The sequence below is a fragment of the Pseudomonas sp. SZ57 genome, from assembly GCF_009495975.1.
Taxonomy (GTDB): domain Bacteria; phylum Pseudomonadota; class Gammaproteobacteria; order Pseudomonadales; family Pseudomonadaceae; genus Aquipseudomonas; species Aquipseudomonas syringae.
The window spans coordinates 128,582-144,391 of the sequence record NZ_WIBD01000018.1 but is presented as its reverse complement, the minus strand read 5'-3'; the positions used below and the strand labels follow the sequence as shown (position 1 = coordinate 144,391).

Annotated in this window: 14 protein-coding genes; 1 reads left to right on the top strand and 13 read right to left on the bottom strand. The window is 61.0% G+C overall.

Annotated features, from left to right (window positions below; genetic code table 11):
* Positions 1–38: 38 nt before the first annotated feature.
* From GE543_RS16575 to GE543_RS16565, 3 genes are all read right to left on the bottom strand, one after another.
* A complete protein-coding gene (locus GE543_RS16575; RefSeq protein ID WP_153221900.1) occupies positions 39–3,359 on the bottom strand; it encodes a type III effector HrpK domain-containing protein in 3,321 nt (1,106 codons plus the stop codon).
* Positions 3,360–3,607: 248 nt separating this feature from the next.
* Positions 3,608–4,342, bottom strand: a complete 735-nt coding sequence (locus GE543_RS16570) for a DUF72 domain-containing protein (RefSeq protein ID WP_153221899.1) — start codon at positions 4,340–4,342, stop codon at positions 3,608–3,610.
* Complete coding sequence (locus GE543_RS16565; protein ID WP_003410106.1) at positions 4,339–4,770, bottom strand: hypothetical protein; 432 nt, start codon at positions 4,768–4,770, stop codon at positions 4,339–4,341. Before GE543_RS16565 ends, GE543_RS16570 begins: the two co-directional genes overlap by 4 nt.
* Before the next feature lie 420 nt (positions 4,771–5,190).
* Between GE543_RS16565 and GE543_RS16560 the strand changes: the two genes are divergently transcribed.
* On the top strand, positions 5,191–8,013 hold the full coding sequence (locus tag GE543_RS16560) for a winged helix-turn-helix domain-containing protein (RefSeq protein ID WP_153221898.1): 2,823 nt from the start codon (positions 5,191–5,193) through the stop codon (positions 8,011–8,013).
* A gap of 20 nt (positions 8,014–8,033) precedes the next feature.
* Here GE543_RS16560 and GE543_RS16555 read toward each other — a convergent pair whose 3' ends face one another.
* From GE543_RS16555 to sctJ, 10 genes are all read right to left on the bottom strand, one after another.
* The gene (locus GE543_RS16555; RefSeq protein ID WP_003410101.1) at positions 8,034–9,080 is read right to left on the bottom strand and encodes an EscU/YscU/HrcU family type III secretion system export apparatus switch protein; all 1,047 of its coding nucleotides are present in this window, start codon (positions 9,078–9,080) and stop codon (positions 8,034–8,036) included.
* Positions 9,080–9,895 (bottom strand): type III secretion system export apparatus subunit SctT, encoded by an 816-nt coding sequence (gene sctT, locus GE543_RS16550; RefSeq protein WP_003410099.1) that lies wholly within the window; start codon positions 9,893–9,895, stop codon positions 9,080–9,082. Before sctT ends, GE543_RS16555 begins: the two co-directional genes overlap by 1 nt.
* 6 nt (positions 9,896–9,901) lie before the next feature.
* Positions 9,902–10,171, bottom strand: coding sequence for an EscS/YscS/HrcS family type III secretion system export apparatus protein (locus GE543_RS16545; protein ID WP_003369212.1), 270 nt, complete (start codon positions 10,169–10,171; stop codon positions 9,902–9,904).
* 4 nt (positions 10,172–10,175) lie between these two features.
* Positions 10,176–10,832 carry a type III secretion system export apparatus subunit SctR gene (gene sctR, locus GE543_RS16540; protein WP_003369210.1) on the bottom strand — a complete coding sequence of 219 codons (657 nt, stop codon included), beginning with the start codon at positions 10,830–10,832 and terminating at the stop codon, positions 10,176–10,178.
* On the bottom strand, positions 10,829–11,887 hold the full coding sequence (sctQ, locus tag GE543_RS16535; protein ID WP_153221897.1) for a type III secretion system cytoplasmic ring protein SctQ: 1,059 nt from the start codon (positions 11,885–11,887) through the stop codon (positions 10,829–10,831). Before sctQ ends, sctR begins: the two co-directional genes overlap by 4 nt.
* The gene (locus GE543_RS16530; RefSeq protein ID WP_153221896.1) at positions 11,884–12,393 is read right to left on the bottom strand and encodes a hypothetical protein; all 510 of its coding nucleotides are present in this window, start codon (positions 12,391–12,393) and stop codon (positions 11,884–11,886) included. Before GE543_RS16530 ends, sctQ begins: the two co-directional genes overlap by 4 nt.
* 102 nt (positions 12,394–12,495) lie before the next feature.
* Entirely contained in the window at positions 12,496–13,824 is a 1,329-nt protein-coding gene (locus tag GE543_RS16525; RefSeq protein ID WP_003410090.1) for a FliI/YscN family ATPase, read from the bottom strand.
* On the bottom strand, positions 13,821–14,417 hold the full coding sequence (locus GE543_RS16520) for a FliH/SctL family protein (protein ID WP_003410087.1): 597 nt from the start codon (positions 14,415–14,417) through the stop codon (positions 13,821–13,823). Before GE543_RS16520 ends, GE543_RS16525 begins: the two co-directional genes overlap by 4 nt.
* Positions 14,410–15,033 (bottom strand): type III secretion protein, encoded by a 624-nt coding sequence (locus GE543_RS16515; protein WP_103695500.1) that lies wholly within the window; start codon positions 15,031–15,033, stop codon positions 14,410–14,412. Before GE543_RS16515 ends, GE543_RS16520 begins: the two co-directional genes overlap by 8 nt.
* Positions 15,030–15,809 carry a type III secretion system inner membrane ring lipoprotein SctJ gene (gene sctJ / locus GE543_RS16510; protein ID WP_153221895.1) on the bottom strand — a complete coding sequence of 260 codons (780 nt, stop codon included), beginning with the start codon at positions 15,807–15,809 and terminating at the stop codon, positions 15,030–15,032. The genes GE543_RS16515 and sctJ overlap by 4 nt, the downstream gene beginning before the upstream one ends.
* Position 15,810: the final 1 nt, after the last annotated feature.

Here is a 15,810-nt window from a genome sequence, read left to right as displayed (position 1 = left end):
AGAGAGCAGGCCGGGGCGCTCCGGCCTGGCCACTCCGATTATGAAGCGATGGTGGTTTCTTCCGGCCCCGGCCACTCGCTGTCCGGCACGTCCATGAGGGTGCCGTCCTTGACCCCATCGATCTCGTACTGGGTCAGGTAGTCCCTGAGGTGATCGGAAAACCGGTCGACGCGGGTCTCCTGCTTGCCCTCCTCGATCATGCCGGGAATCAGCAGCGCCACAGCGCCCACCCCGGCGGCGGCCAGTCCCAGGGTGCCGGCCAGCAGCGGCAAGGCGCGCACCACGCTGCCCGTCAATTGCAGGACGCCTGCCGCGCCCTCCGCCGCTGATGCCAGACCGGCCATTGCGCCCAGCGACCCGGCAGTGATACTCATGCCGCCGGCGACCAGCTCGCCTCTCCTGATCGATTTCACACCGTCAAAGATGCCATAGGCCCCTGCAGCCACTCCGGCCAGTCCGCCCAGCCCCTTGGCAGCGTTTTCCAGTTTCGACAGGTTGGTGGTTATCTCCTTGTAGATGTCCGGCTCGAGCATATCCTTGATGTCCTTGAACATCGTGGTGACATTCTTGACGCCGCCCTCGGTCAGCAAGGTAGCGCTTTGCACCGAACCTGTGGTGATGTCGACGATCTGCCGATCAGTCAGCGCCCCCGCGCCATTTGCCCCCTTGGCGATAGTGATACCGGCCATGAACAGGCCGCTGACACCATGCAGGACTCCGGCACCGGAAGCCGCCTTGATCGAAGAGTTATCGCTGAACAGGCCCAGTTCGGAAATGGACTTGGTGCCCTGACGCAACAGATCCCAATTCCCTCGAAACACGCCCAGAATCTGGTCGGACGTAGCCGGCTTGCCGTCGGCATTGGTCAGCAACTCGGGGTTGCTTTCACCGATCTGGTCGATCAGCGACCTGACTTTTGCTTCGTCCAGCGTATCGCCGCCATCCTTGCCAAAAGCCTTCTTCAGATCCTCGAAACTGGCGTCCTTGAAGACGTTGTTCTGGGCAATGGCGGTGTAGTTTTCAGTCAGCTTGTCGTCGTACTTTCCTGTGAACTCGGGGTTCAGCGCAGCGTTATACATCGCCACTTCCATGCTGAACTGGCTGGTTGCCACTTCGAAGCTTTCAGTCTTCAACAACTCGTTGAGTCGCTCACCCGAGACCAGCGTTTTTTCGTAGAACGATTCGAAATCCTTATTGTGCGCAGACTTTTGCACGGCCTTTTGAATTTCACCCGGATCACTCACGCCCAGCGATTCCTGAACGCTTTGAGCCGAGCTGTAGAACCGGGCCAGAGCCGTCTGCTGATCGGTCTTGCCGTCCTTAGTGTTGGCGTCCCACAGCTTGTCGAGGGCCTTGCCGGTCTTGATGTCATTGTCGTAAGTGCTTTGCAAGGCGCTTTTGAGCCCGTCGCTGCCCTCCAGCACCTTGCTCAATTCGCTGGTCGCGTTCTCGTTGTAAAACGTGACCACCTCGGGGTCCTTTTCGAGCAACGAGATATGCTCGTTGACGTCATCGAGCAGCTTTTGCGGGTCGGGATGACTGCGTACATTATTGGCAATCTGCACCTGAGACTTGTCGTCCTTCCACATGCCCGCACCGCTGCCCTCGACAATCAGGCTCTGGGCAGCCTTGAGTTCCTGCAGGACTGCGGCCTTCTGTTCTGCGGTGTAGTTCTGCGGATGCTCGAACACATCCTTGTCGAGCGCGTCGGTGCTGACCTTGTTGAGCAGATTGCCCTCTGCAACGGCTTCCAGCAGCGTGCCCACGGCACCGACGTCTTTCGGCGCGTCATTCTTGAGGAAAGCCTGAATGTCACCACGGCTGGCCTTGCCATCGGTGCCTTGCTCGAGCGGGCTTTTGGCATTATCGAGCAGCGCAAAGGCGCCGGGTTGCGACCAGAAATCCAGCGCTTCCCTGACTTCCTTGCCGAGCTGCGGATGCGTGTCCCGGTAGGTCGCCAGCGCCTCGGCGGTCAGGTCCGCAGAACCGCTCTTGCCCTTGATCGCGTCATGGTTCTCGTCGAGGATTGCTGCGTAGCGGGCGATTTGCTTCGAGGCATCATCAGCATCGGGACTGGCTTTCAGAAAGTCCTTGTAACTGCTGATGTCTTCGGTCTTTTTCAGCGCCGGCAGCGCATCGAAGCCCAGTTTGCCGAAGTCCTGCAAGCGTCCAGCCTCGGTGCCATGCTTCGCTTCGGCACCTTTGGTGAAGCCATCGACTCGACTGTTGAACACATCGCCCCCAGACTGAATCTCACCCTTCTCGTTGTACATCGTCACCCGGTCGAGCACCTGAACCGCGCGAAAGGCTGCGTTGGCGTCCTTTTCGAAATCTCCGACGCGCTCCTTGAGCATGTCCTTGACACCGCTCTGATTGCCGAGATCCCTGAGCAACGGATTGGCGTCGATGATCTCTTGTGCCGAGCGCGTGTCGTCCTTGGGCAGCTCCCACAAAAAGCCCAGCTTTTCGGCTTGTTCGCGAGCCTGGGTGTTGTCGCCAGCCGCCGACACATTGCTCGATTGACCCGAGAGGCTGGAGAAACCGTGCTTGCCAAAATCCTGCAGACGACCGGCTTCGGTTCCGTTACGGGCTTCGCCGCTTTTGGTGAAACCATTGATCCTGCCGTTGGCCACGTCACTGCCGACAATTCGTCCACCACTGCTGTCGAACTGTTCGATATGGGCCAGCACCTGAGTGGCTCGATAGGCTGCATCTGCGTCGGTATCGAAGTCGCCGACCTGCTCTTTGAGCATGTCCCTGACGTCACTCTGATTGCCCAGGTTTTTGAGCAAAGGGTCACCGTCGACGATACTCCTGGCGTCCCTTTCATCGCCCTTCGGCCGCTCCCACTGGATCCCGAGCTGCTCGGCCTGATCGCGAACCGCAGGGTCATCGGCTGGCGATCTGATTTCGTGCAGTTTGCCCTTGAGGCTCGAGAAACCGTCCTTGCCGAAATCCTTCAGACGACCGGCCTCCGTGCCGTGCCGGGCATCGCTGCTGCTGGTGTAGCCATCGATACGATTGTTACCGATGTCCTTGCCGGCCAGACGGTCACCGTTGGCGTCGAAGGTTTCAATGTGTTCGAGCAGTTGCACGGCTCGAAACGCGGCACTTGAGTCCTTGGTGTAGTCACCGACCTGAGCAATCAGGTTTTCCCTGGCTTCCCCTCGGTCACCTCGCCCGCCGAGGTTTTTCAGCAGCGGGCTATCGTCGATGATCTGCTGAGCGGAGCGTTTGTCATCGGCAGGCAGTTGCCACTCGATACCGACCTCACGTGATTGCTGTACCGCCTGTTCCCAGGCTTTGGCATCGGTAGGATCGGTGGGTTTTTCAGTGCTGATCTTGCTAACAGTCGTCATTGTTATTTCCTTCCATTGGCCACCAGACGTTCCATGGCGTTACAACGCCGCTCGTGCAGGCAGCGCGCGCCGCTACGGATTGGCCTGGTGCGAGACGGGCCTTTGCAGGCAGAGGCACGGAGCCTGGATAACTGTCAGGCGTCCGCTATCAATTACGATTAGAAAGACTTTGCATTAAGAAGGGATGACATCACCGCGCAACTTGCCGTACACCAGACGACCGGATACGGCGCAGGAAAGAGGCGAACTTATCGTGCGTGGCTCAGCGTCTGAAGTAACAGGGCATCTTCGATTGCCGCACCGCTGGCCGTGTTATCGAATATGCACCATGTTTCGACGCCCTCTTCCACCGACGCCAGCACCTGCCGGCCCAGAAACTCCAGCCGTTGAGGGCCGTAGGCACTGTGGTAAATCTTCGGTGAGCCGTGCAGCCGCCAGTAGCGGGCGCCTGGCCATCCGCCAGGAACATGGCCCGTGCTGATCGGCGAAGGATCGGCCGCGACTCGTGCAATACGCTGATCGACCAGAAGTGCCTCGGCCCGGCACCAGGACTCATGACGCGGCTCAAGAACAAGTGTGCCGCTGTAACGACTGCGCAGCGCTTTAAAAAAGCGTTCTGCGACATCCGGAATATAGTCAAGAGAAGGCGGTAGTTGAATAAGCAGGCAACCCAGTTTTTCACCCAGCTCACTGCACTGGGAAAGAAACACATCCAGTAACACTTCAGCATCCTGCAACCGTTGATCATGAGTAATCAGTTTGGGGAGCTTTACCGAAAAGCGAAAATCGTCAGGCACCGACTGTGCCCAGCGCCTGTAAGTCTGCGGACGGTGTGGCCTGTAGAACGAACTATTGATTTCAACGGTGTTGAAGCGTGACGAATAACGTTGCAGATGCGTTCCGGCAGCGGGAAATGCAGCACAGTGCTCGCGCCCCAGACTCCAGCCCGCGCAGCCTGTGCGCAATGACAACGGGGTGTTCAATACAGCACCTTGCCGGCTTCACGCATGAATATTTCCACAGTCTTGGGGCCGATGCCGTCGAAGGCTGCCAGATGTTTCTCGAAGTCTGCGCGGTCCTCGCTCGCCTCGTGGAGATTGCCGATCGTGCCCGCATAGTCGGCGTTGAGCCTGGCACACAGCGCCAGCAGTCTATCGGCCGTGGACTCGTCATAGCGCACGTAATGCGCTTCGCCGAGCATGCTGACCAACTCGCGATGGGTGCATTGGCCCAGTTTGCGTGGCGTGTCGCGGTCATGCTTTTCGATGATCACCCGGTACGCCTCACAGGCGATGGCCGACTGAATTCGCTTGCCCATCAGAAAACTTGCAATGAGCCACTTGAACAAGGCCTTTTCCGGGTCCTTGGCAAAATCGATATGCAACTCTGCAGCATTGACGGTTCGATTCATGAAGTCCTCTGTAAGTGGCCCTACCGGTCGCGTTAGTTCGGCAGCCGGTCATGCAAAGGACCGTTCGGGCAAATGGCGTGTTGATAAAAAATCGTTACAAGTCGACCAACGGTAAACGGAGTAGCGGCTAACTGATGTCAATTAACGTGGGCGCGATTTGTGCATCGATCTCATAACAGTCATCTCATGTCACTAGACTTTCCGCTTTCCGGACAGTCAACGCGTTAAATCAGGCATGCGGTCAGGCATTGGTGTACACCCGGTAACACTGGGCGTCCGCTCAGTTACAACTGATCTGCCGAAGGTCAACAGGCGCCGGCAGATAAACAGAACATTCATCACTACATAGACACACATCGGGACCTTCATGCTCCTGCAAGGTGCGGCGGCGCAGTTATTACTTCTGACACAGGTCTAAGCATGGATTTCGAAGCAAGCGGCCATGATGAAATGGCCATTCAGGAAACAGGTGAGGCGTCACGCAGCGACGAGGCCATTCACTTTGGCTCATTCACCCTGCTTCCACGCGAATATTTGCTGCTCAAGGATTCACAGCCGGTGCCGCTGGGCAGCCGCGCAATGGCGCTGCTGGTCGCTTTCGCCACACGGCCAGGCGAATTGCTGGAGAAAGCCGAACTGCTGACCCTGGCATGGCCCAGAGCAGTGGTCGAGGAATGCAACCTGCGTGCGCAAATCGTTGCCCTGCGCAGAGCACTGGATGCCGAAGAGAACTACATTGTCACGGTGCCGGGCCGCGGCTACCGATTTGTCGCGCCGGTCAGTGTGCAGTCGGCGGTGCGCCCCGAGCCTGCGGCGCAAGTGGACACGCCCGTCAGCGTAAGCGTGCCGACAATCAATCGTCAGGTGCTTGGGCGTGACGAACTGATAGCGCAACTGTCGGAGCTGACCCTGTCCCGACGTCTGTTGACCCTGAGCGGTCCCGGCGGCGTCGGCAAAACGACCGTAGCGCTGGCACTGGCTGACAGTCTGGCCGCGCAATCGGGCCTCAGCACCGCGTTCGTCGACCTGACACCGGTCAACGGCACACAACCGATATTGGGCAGAATCGCGTCCGCGCTGGGGCTCAGCGCCGAGAACGAACAACCGCTGCACGACATACCGCCATCGCTGGTCGGTCGCCCGCAATTGCTGGTCCTCGATAACTGCGAGCATGTGCTCGACGAAACCGCCGCTGCCGTCGAAGCGTTGCTGGCCAATGCACCGCTGTGCTGCATCGTCGTGACCAGTCGCGAACCATTGCGTGCGCAGGGCGAATGGGTGCATGAGCTCGGCCCGCTGCAGGTGCCCGATGAGCACGAAGCGCTCACGGCCGCGCAGGCCATGGGCTATTCCGGGGTGGCGCTGTTCGTGACCCGCGCCAGAGAGCAGGACCCCGAGTTTGCGTTCAATGACGGCGACGCCGGAACGGTCGCCGCCATCTGCCGCAAACTCGACGGTAATCCACTGGCCATCGAACTGGCTGCTGCACGCGCCAGGACCTTCGGCATTCATGATCTGGTCGGCCTGCTGGACGGCAGTTTCCGGTTGCAGATGACCGGCCTTCGCACCGCCTTGCCGCGCCAGCGCTCGCTGAGTGCCACGCTGGACTGGACCTACGGAATGCTCACCGGGCACGAGCAGGCGTTGCTGCGCCAGCTGTCGATATTCAACGGGTCTTTCACCATTGACGGCGCCATGGCGATCGTCAACATCGGTTTGCCGGACGTGCGCATGACGCTGCCGATGCTCGAAAGCCTGCTGGAAAAATCGCTGCTCGGCACCTTCGATCACAGCCAGGGCAAGCGCTTCAGGCTGCTGGAAACAACACGTCTCTACGCCCACGAAAAACTGGTGCAGTTCGATGATGTGCCACGCCTGTGCCGTGCTCACGCTCAATGGGCACTGACCCTGCTGGAACACGGCAGGCAGGATCTCGAACAACTGTCCCAGGAGCTCTGGACCCAGCGTTACGGCATAGAGGTCGATACCATTCGAGCGGCGCTCACCTGGGCCTTTTCGGCCGAGGGCGACCGCCAGCTGGGGGTCGAACTGACGCTGTGCAGCTCGCCATTGTGGCTGCGCCTGTCGCTGGTGCGCGAATACCAGGACTGGGTAAACCACGGCCTGCCCCGGCAGGTGGAAGAGGCACACATGGACCGTCGGCAGCGTATGCGTCTGCTGACCATGTCCGGCAGCATTCTGATGCTGACCTACGGCGCGGGGCAGAAAATGCGCGAGGTCTGGCAGCAGGTCAGTGAAGATGCCGAAGCGCTGGACGACTCCGAATACCGCCTGCGGGCGTTGTGGGGAAAATGGAACGACCACACCTGCAGCAACAAGCATCTGCAGGGTACGCAGGTCGCTTCGCAATTTCTGGCATTGGGCAAGGACTATCGCATTGCTGACTGCCAGTTGCTGGGCAGACGCATGCGCGCCACCAGCGCGTTCTATATGGGCGATATGAAGACGGCGCGTCAGTCTATCGAAGAAGCGCTTGGCGCCCCGCGCTCGCCGTCCTCGCACATTATCGACATGCATTTCGACCAGCGTATTGCAGCGCAATCGCTGCGGGCCCAGGTTCAGTTGCTGATCGGTAATACCGGTCAGGCCATGGTCGCTCTGGAAACCAATGTGCAACAGGCTATTGCGCTGAGTCATCCTGCAACCCTGTGGTACACCCTGGCGATCAGTGCGATCCCGGCGACGCTGATTGCCGGTACGCTGCACAAGACGCGGCATTTCCTCAAGCTTCTCAAGCAGAGCAGCGAACGTCAGCCACTGCATGTCTGGCGCCAGCTGACCAGTTGCTATGAAAGCATTCTGGCGATCCGCGAAGGCGATGCCGCAACGGGTGTGCCGCTATTGGGAGAAGCCCTGCAGCAATTGCGCAGCCACGTGGAAACGCCTCTGCATGCGATGCTGCACACCGAGTACGCATCAGGTCTGGCGGCACTCAGACTCGAACCTCTGGCGCTGGAAATTCTCGATGAGCTTCATATTGGCGCGGTGGAAAATCATGATCGCTGGTACTTGCCTGAAATCATGCGGGTCAAGGCCCAACTGATGCTCGACCAGCCACATGACTACTCACTGGAGGATGTGCGCACCATGCTCGCTCAAGCACTGGATACGGCGCGTGAGGACGGTACGCATTTCTGGGCATGGCGTATCAACACCGACCTCAACCGTCTGACAGTGGTACGCGGCACACCCGCTACCCGCTACAGTCCGGTGGTGCACTAGAGGTCTGGTGGTGGCTGATATCAGATCAGCCGCTGCGCCACCAATGCATCGGCTACCGCCTGGAAGGTGTTTTCCGGCACCGGGTCGCCCGCCACGCTTCGTTTTGCAATCGACTCGGCAAGGTCTGCGTCGGGCCACAGGGCAATGCCCAGTGGCGCGGCGTCGGCGAGCAATGCGGCGGACTCGTGCTGTGCGGCGCGACAGACCACTATCGGCACTGGCGTTTCGCCGCGAACATACCGCACGCCCACCACCCAGCCGCCAGCGTCGCCGATCATCAATGACGCCCGCGCCAACCCGAGTTTGGTCGCCAGGGCCTGCATTTCGCGCCGTTGGCGCTGACGTTCGCGCTTGATCATCGGGTCGCCGTCGACGTCCTTGCGTTCGCGTTTCTGCTCGCTGTGGCTCATTTTCATGTCACGACCAAACAGCCAGCGCTGCATCAGCACATCCACCGCACCGACCAGCAGAAACGCCGTCAGCACGGTGAACACCAGCGGTTTGAGGACCAGATAAAACGTCGACTCAATGCAGCCCTCACCACAGCGCGACGACTCCATTAGCGCTTGCAGGGCCTGACGCCCTACCACGTAGAACGCCAGCCCCAGCAGTACCACCTTGACCAGCCCCTTGAGAAACTCGATCAGGTTGCGCATTGCAAAAATGCGTTTGAAACCTTCGGCCGGGTTGATGCGTTTGATGTCCGGCTGAATGGGCTCCACCGAAAACACTACCCCACGCATCGTCACGATGTTGGTCAGAATCACCGCCGCGACCGTCACCGCCACCACTGGCAAGGTAATGCCGATGACGATCTGCTCGGCATGGTCGAGCAGCCGCGGCCAGACGTCGTTGAAGGGCTCGATGTAGATCAATGCCGCGAGGTCAATCAACGCCTCGACCTGCGCCCGCGCCTTGGGCAGCAGCACCGAAATACACAACGTACACAGCAGAATGACCATGCCGGAGACCAGGTCCTGGCTTTTCGCGACCTGACCCTTCTTGCGCGCATCACGCAGCTTCTTGTCCGTGGCCGGCTGGCTTTTTTCCTCGCTGGATTCGCCCATCAGCCGCCCTCGACCGCGAGCGCCTTGAGCACTTCGATGGTGCCTCGGAACTGCGCCAGTTGATCAATCATCACCGGGATCAGAAAGCCGATATAGACCACCATCAACACCGAGAAAAACAGGTTCTTGACCGGTAATGACAGGTCAAAAATATGCAGGCTGGGGGCCATGCGTGACAGGTAGGCCAGCATCAGGTCCGTGATCAGCATGGCGATCAGCAACGGCGCGACCATCAACACACCGATGCGCATCACCTGGTCGAGAATCGCCAGAATCGACGTCAGCGCCGCGCTGCTGAACAGCGGTGTGAATTCGGTCACCGGCCAGAGCTGATAGCTGTGGTAGTAGCCATCGACCATCAGAATGAAGCCGCCGGACATGAAAAAAAGTGTGATCAGCATGACCGTGAGCAAGGTCGCCATCACGCTCGCCTCCCCCTGCCCGAGCGGGTCGACCAGTTGTTCCATGGTCGACCCACGCTGCAGGTCGATCAGTTCGCCTGCCACCTCGGCGGCCCAGAACGGGATGCCGAACAACAGCCCGATCAGCAACCCGATCAGCAATTCCTTGATCATCAATCCAGCCAGAAAGAACCCGCTGTGCTCGGGCATGGAGGTAAACGCGGAGAAAACGGGAAGGATCATCGGCACCGAGATGGCCACTGCCACGCAACCACGAATCATCCCGGTCAGGCCCAGACGGTTGAATGCCGGCGTGATGATCACCACGCCCATGGCCCGCGAGGCAGCCAGCGACGTCGAACTGATCACCGGGTAGGCAATTTCGATGAACGCGTTGGTCAGATCAGCGCCCATGGCTGTTCAACGCGTCCACAGCGGGAAATTGTCCAGCACCTGATTCCCCAGCTCCGCCACTTGCCCCGCCAGCAACGGCCCGACGAATACGATGACCAGCAGCACGCCTACCAGCTTGACCACCTGCGGCAAGGTCTGGTCCTGAATCTGGGTCAGCGCCTGCAGCAGTCCCACCCCCAACCCCACCACAATCGCCACGATCAGCGCTGGCGCGGAAAGCAGCAGCACAGTCATCAGCGCCTGATTCATCAGCGACAGAAATACGTCCTGACCCATGGCTTCAGCCCCCGTAGCTTAAAATCAGCCCATGCATCAGGCGTGACCAGCCACTGAGGGCCACGAACAGGAATATCTTCAGCGGAATTGAAATCAAGGTGGGCGAAACCATCGACATGCCCATGGCCATCAAGACGTTGGACACCAGCAGATCGACGACCAGAAACGGGATGTACAGTAAAAAGCCGATCTCGAAAGCCCGGGTCAGCTCGGAACTGACGAATGCCGGGATCAGCACCACCAGGTCATCATCGCGCAGGTCGGCACGTGCCTCCGGAGACCAGATGGTTTCGGTCGCCTGCACGAAAAATCCACGCTCGCTTTCGTTGGCGAACTTCGACAGATGTGCCTGCAAGGGCGGTCGCAAGGCGCTGCCCAATTCTTCGAGCTGCTGAACGTTCTGCAGACTCAGATCGCGGCCCTGCACCTGCCGATACATGTCGCCGATCAGCGGTGTGGTGACGTAGACCGACAGGATCAGCGCGATGCCGTAAAGCACCAGGTTCGGCGGTGTCTGCTGTACGCCCAGTGCATTGCGGATCAGGAACAGCACCACAGAGATCTTCATGAAACCGGTCAGGGTCACCACGGCCAGGGGAATCAGTCCGATGGTGGCAACGACCAGAATGATCTCGATCAAATTCGGCTGGTAACCGTTCATGAGCCGCTGAAGCCAAGCAGGCGCACGCCCAGACCATCGCCGATGGTCACCAGTTCGCCGCGACCGACGCGGCGACCGTTGACCATCAGGTCCACTTCGTCATGCGCCTGGCCGGTAAAGGGCAGAACGCTGCCAGGGGCCATTTCGCGCAACTGCGCAAGGGTCAGCTCCACGCTGCCCAACTGACAGATCAGGGTCAGTGGCAACTCGTCCAGCGAGGCATCCAGATCGGCATCGGCGCTCATTTCACTCATCGGATCATTCCTGTCAAAGGGGTACGGAGAAAATGCAGGGCTGCCGGGACGTAACGCGCCTTGCCAGACCAGCGTGTCGCCCTGGCGTCTGACGACGGTCTGGCAGTGACGTCCCAGCCGCAGCAGCACCTGCGCATCGGTCAGGGTGTCGAGCATCACCACATCGCCCGGCAACAGGCTGCGCAGTTCGGCGTGAGTCAACGGCGCCTGCCCGGCTTGGACACTCAACGCCAGACGCAAGGCTTGCAGCGGGTCGCGCGTAACTGCGCAGTGCTGCTCAAGCAGCGTGCTCACCCGCTGGGCGCTCGCGGCGTCGAAATGGATTTTCAACGCCTGTGCCGGCTGATCACCGGCGCGTACCTCGACGGCGACCTTCAGGCTTTTATTCCGTTGGTCGAACGTGCATGGCACTACGCGCAGAGGCTCGCCCAACAGCCCTTCCAGCGGCTCGATCCAGCTCAACCAGGCCTGTTCCAGCAGCAATGCGTCAGCGTCGGTATCGATTGCCGCGCCGGGCTGCCAGCCCAACCCCGAGAGCTCAAGCAGCCGCAGCGGGATATTCAGTTCGATCCGATGCTCGCCGAGCGCGATGGCCACACGCACCGGCTGCCGGCACTCGCCACTCGTGCTGGCCCACAGCACCTGCACCGCTTGCCCGCCCAGCAGCACCGGCCAAGGCGCCCGGGCGCGGTGCAGCCGGTTGTGCAGGTCCAGTACCTCACGGTCGAACTGCGCCAATCGCGCCTTGAGCGCCTCGCGGCACGACGGATCCGCAGCAAGGGGGCCGGGATATACCGTCATGGCTCGGTTCCTGATGTCAGGACAGATGTCACAGCAGTTGCAGCGGTACTGCCAGGCGCTGCCGGCTGATCGACTTCGTCACGCTGTTCGGCCAGACGTGCATCACTTTGCACGCGCTGCTCCACCAGGCTTTGCCAGGCTTTGGTTTTCTGTTGCTGCTCCCTGTGCACTTGCCTGAGGCGCTCGCGGGCCTGCTCTTCGGTCTCAAGCGACAGGGCCACGGCATCAGCATCGGCCTGCAACGCCACACGTTCATCATCCAGCTGCTGCAGGCGCTCCTGTGCCGCTCGCCAGGCACTGACCGACAGCCCCTCGCTGAACCGGCCATACGCCTGCTCGGCTTCCTGAACGAGCTTTTCCCGGTGCAGACGCAAGGCTTCACGAGCCTTTTCGAGCTCGCTGTTAGCCTTACGGCAGCGTTCACGTTGTGCGGCAAGACGCGCTGTGGCGCGCTGCTCACGCAGCACGTGCAGGGCCTGCAAACTGTGCAAGTCAGCCGTTTTCATAAGTCTTTTCCATGGCAAATGCCGTTCGGCATCGAAGGAGAACATGCATGCGATCAGTCATCACAGCGAGACGTACTTGGGGTGCGCAATCAACGTTCGAATTCATGCCAGCACCTTGCGCATCTGCGTCAGGGTCAATTCCAGACTGTCATGCTCGGTGGCGGGCTGACGCAGAAAGGCCTCGATGTCCGCGTGGCGGGCAATCGCCTCATCGGCCAGCGGGTCGCTGCCGGCCGCGTATTCACCCACCTGAATCAACAGCTCGATCTCCTGGCGCCGGGCGATGAGCTCGCGCATCCGCGAAGCCAGTTGCCGGTGTTCTGTTGTCGCGATGTGGTCCATCAGGCGGCTTCGACTGCGCAGTACGTCGATTGCCGGAAAATGATCACGTTGCGCCAGATCGGCGCTCAGCACGATGTGGCCGTCGAGAATGGAACGGGTTTCCTCAGCCACCGGGTCCATGCTCGCATCACCTTCGGTCAGCACGGTATACAGCGCCGTAATGCTGCCTGATGGTCCAGGGCCGGCGCGCTCCAGCAGACGCGGCAACGCCGAGAAAAACGACGGCGGATAACCGCGCCGGGTCGGCGGCTCACCCACCGCCAGACCGAGCTCGCGCTGAGCACGGGCGAAGCGGGTCAGGCTGTCCATCAACAGCAGCACGCTGCGGCCCTGGTCGCGATGATATTCAGCCTGGGTGGTCGCCACATAAGCCGCCCTGACCCGCTCGGCGGCAGGCCGATCCGAGGTGGCCACTACGGCCACCGTGCGCGCCCGCGCCGTGGCATCCAGCTGACCCTCCAGCAGTTCACGCACTTCGCGTCCACGCTCGCCGATCAGGCCGATGACGATCACATCGACATTGCTGTTACGCACGATGCTGGCCAGCAGTGAGGACTTGCCCACCCCTGGCTCGCCAAAAATACCCATGCGCTGTCCCTGCGCCAGCGTCAACAGGCTGTCTATGGCGCGTACCCCAAGCGAAAGTGGCTTGACGATGCGCTGACGACTGAACGGCGCGGGTGGCTCGGCATGCAATGGGTAACTTTGCAAGCCGCTGGCAACTGCTGGTGCAGGCCCGTCGAGAAACTCGCCCATCGGGCTGATGACCCGGCCCAGCAAGGCATCGCCGACCTGCACGCCCAACGCCTGGCCGGTAGCGATGATCTGGGTCCGGGTCGACAACCCTTCCATGGAACCGATCGGCGACAAAATCGCGTCATCCTCATCGAACCCGATCACTTCGGCCGACAACTCTCGTCCGTTTCCCGGGTCGCGCAACACGCACAGCTCGCCAATCCGCACCCCGGCCACACTGGCGCGCAACAACACACCGCGAATGCTGCGCAAGGTGCCGCGCATCGGTCTGGGCTGGGCGAGCTGCAAGCGCCGCTGAAGATCGGGCAGCAGCGTGATCAGGGCCTCATTCAACAAGCATCCCCTTCTGCCAATGGCAGCAGAGCACGCCGCAGGTTGTCCAGTTGCGCATCCAGCCCGAGTTCAACGGAGCCCGCCGGGCTGCCCAGCCGCGCCTGACCGGCTGCCAGCTGATCGTCACCGACGACACTCAGCGACTTCAGCGCCGGCGGCGCCTCGTGGGCCAACCGTCGACGCAACGCTTCGACGTCGGCACGCGGCACATACAGCGTCAGCGCCTGATCCTGACGAAACGCCGACAGTGCCTCTGCGGTGCAGCGTAGCAGGCGTTCGTGGTCATCCAGCTCGCCCAGCACCTGCCGGGCAATCCCCAGCGCCAGTTCAGCCAGCGAGCTTTCCAGCCCGGCCAGGTATCGCTCGACCCCGGCGCTGGTCTGTGCCAGCAACGCTGCGACCTGCTCGGCGCCGTCCTGACGGGCGCGCTCGAAACCTTCGGCACGGGCCTGCTCCAGCCATTGCGCGCTGTTCTCGCGAACCGACCGCGCCTCCTGATGAGCGGCCTCGACGAAGGCGTAACCGTCGATCCAGCGGGCCGCTTCGGCAGCGCGTACGATCCGTGATGCGGGTCGGGTGGGCAGATCACTCATGGTCGTCGCTCCCGGTCAGCAGGCGGGCAACGGTTTGCACCACCGTCACCTGTCGTTCATCGCCTGGCTGAGGCTGATTTTGCGCAATGTCGAGGCGCAGGCGCAGCCAGGCTTGCAGTTCGATGGGTTGGGCCTCGAGCCAGGCGGCCACGCAGCACGCACCATCGCGATCAATGGCCTGGACGAGTTCGACCGGGGTGCGCAGCAGGTTGGCGGCCCCGGCCAGGTGGCGCTGGGCAAGTGCCAGTGAAAAAGCATCATCCCCCAGCGCCTGGCGGTACTCACTGACCACATCACCCCGAATCTCGCGACTCAGCGTGGCGGCATGCCAGACCGCGCCACACAAGCGCGGCAGACGTGCAAAATCTTTGTCGGTCAACAACAGCACCGCCAGGTCATCCTGCGCTGGCTGTTCCAGTCGCGGCAGCGGGTGCAGCTTGAAATGCGCATTCAACAGTTGCTCGAAGCGTGTCGCAAAACGCGATGAATCGCGCAGCGAAGCCAGCGTGGCTGGATCGACATCGCGTTGCAGGCACTCGGCTAGCCAGCGTTCCCTGACAAACGTCAGAGGCCGCTCGACAAGTGCCTGCCACTGCTCGCTCTGCGCAGCATTCATGGTGCATCACTCAATACATAAGTGCCCTCGACCCGACGACGCTGCCAGAACTGAAGACTCAGCAATCCGGCAAGCACCAGCGCGATCAGCAACAGGCTGCCAAACAGCCAGCGCGCCGCCGGAACATCATCCTCCAGCATCCACAGCCCGAAGAAGCTCGCCAGTTGCGGCTGCGCGCCGGCCTTGTCAGGGACCGCTGCCTTGATGGCGGTCACCGACACACCGTCGTAGCCCAGCCCGGAAATACCATTGGCGACCAGGGTCTTGATCTGCGGTATCAGCACGTTGATGTCGGTGCGCGGGTCGTAACGCACCAGCACCGAGGCCGAGGATGGCGAAATCACCCGCTTGAGCAGGTCATTGTCCGGCAGCACCACATGCACCCGCGCGGACAGAATGCCGTCGATCTGCGAAACCGTGTGTGACAATTCTTCGCTGAGCGCATAGACCATCTGGGCGCGCTCCTGTACTGGCGAGGACACCAGACCATTGCCCTTGAACACCTCGCCCATGTTGGAGAAGCTCTGCCCCGGCAAGCCGGCATCGTCCAGCGCTGCCATGGCCTCGGCGAAACGCTTTTCGTCGACCATGACCTTGAGCTGGCCGTTGTCCTGCACCTTGCGCGACGCCGGTATGCCGTCGCGCAGCAACACAGCCAGCATGGCGTTGGCTTCCCGCTCGCCAAGGTTGGTGTAGAGATCGATGTCGCAGGCCTGCAACAGGCTGGCAAGCGTGGCCACGATCAGCAGGCGCAGGACACGGCGGCGTTTGGACATG